Raw genomic sequence first — 1,071 nt, 5'->3', positions numbered from 1 at the left:
GCGGTAAAGAAAGCCACGGATGCTGCCGATAAAGCTTCTGATATGATGAAAAACACCCCTGATGCTGCGGGTAAAGCCGCATCTGACGCGGTAAAGAAAGCCACGGATGCTGCCGATAAAGCTTCTGATGTGATGAAAAACACCCCTGATGCTGCGGGTAAAGCCGCATCTGATGCAGTAAAGAAAGCTACGGATGCTGCCGATAAAGCTTCTGATGTGATGAAAAACACCCCTGATGCTGCGGGTAAAGCCGCATCTGATGCGGTAAAGAAAGCGTCGGATATTGCGGAATACCGAGGAATTATTTTAGAAAATCAACAGGATTTATTTAAAGATTATGATTTAGATAAGCTTTTGCATAAGATACGAGCGGTGCTTGAGCATAACAATTTGAAAAATGTTAACAAGCAGTTTTCTCGGCTTTTTGGTAAAAAAGACTCTTCTGTTTATTCTTGTTCCTTTGAAAATGCCGCTTTAGATGAACAATCTCAGACTGTAAAAAAAGAGATGGTGCAGGATCATAGTACAGGTGATCAGATAGAGGTTGCTTTTGCAGAGGCTAAGGGGAAGCGCCATGATCATGAAAACAGTAACCATTTGAAAAAAAATCATAAAGATGCGAATGAAACAGGAGATCATTTAAAAAAAGCTCATGATGTAAGTGATCATATTGAAGAACAACAGAGTGCAGATGAGGCTCTTTTTTCTTCCAAAGCTTTGTATAAAGAAGGTTATGATTTTATTCGTTCCGCCAACTATGTTGAAGCTGAAAAAACCTTTTGCACTTTTCAAAATCGTTACAAAAAAGATCCTTTGAGTGATGATGCTTTGTTTTGGTTGGCAGAATCTTTGTTGGGGCAAAAACGCTATCATGAAGCCGCACAAGTTTATCTTACGGCATGGTATGCAGATAAAAAGAAGCTTTATACTTCTGAAATTTTGTTAAAATTAGCAAGAAGTATGGTTGCCCTTGAGGTGAATAAAGAGGATTGTACTCATTTTGTGAAAAAATCAAAACGTCAACAAACATTAGCATCTGTTTTTTGTAAACCTGCAAAATAAACAGCGAGG

At 38.7% G+C, this 1,071-nt stretch carries 1 pseudogene; it reads left to right on the top strand.

Annotated features, from left to right (window positions below):
• Window positions 1-1,062: pseudogene (locus tag ACFIO3_RS13690) on the top strand (tol-pal system protein); the annotation flags it as partial.
• Between the last annotated feature and the right edge of the window lie 9 nt (window positions 1,063-1,071).

Source organism: Bartonella sp. AD328YNZD, from assembly GCF_042196425.1.
The sequence above is the reverse complement of the archived record's forward strand: the minus strand, read 5'-3'. Positions and strand labels throughout refer to the sequence as shown.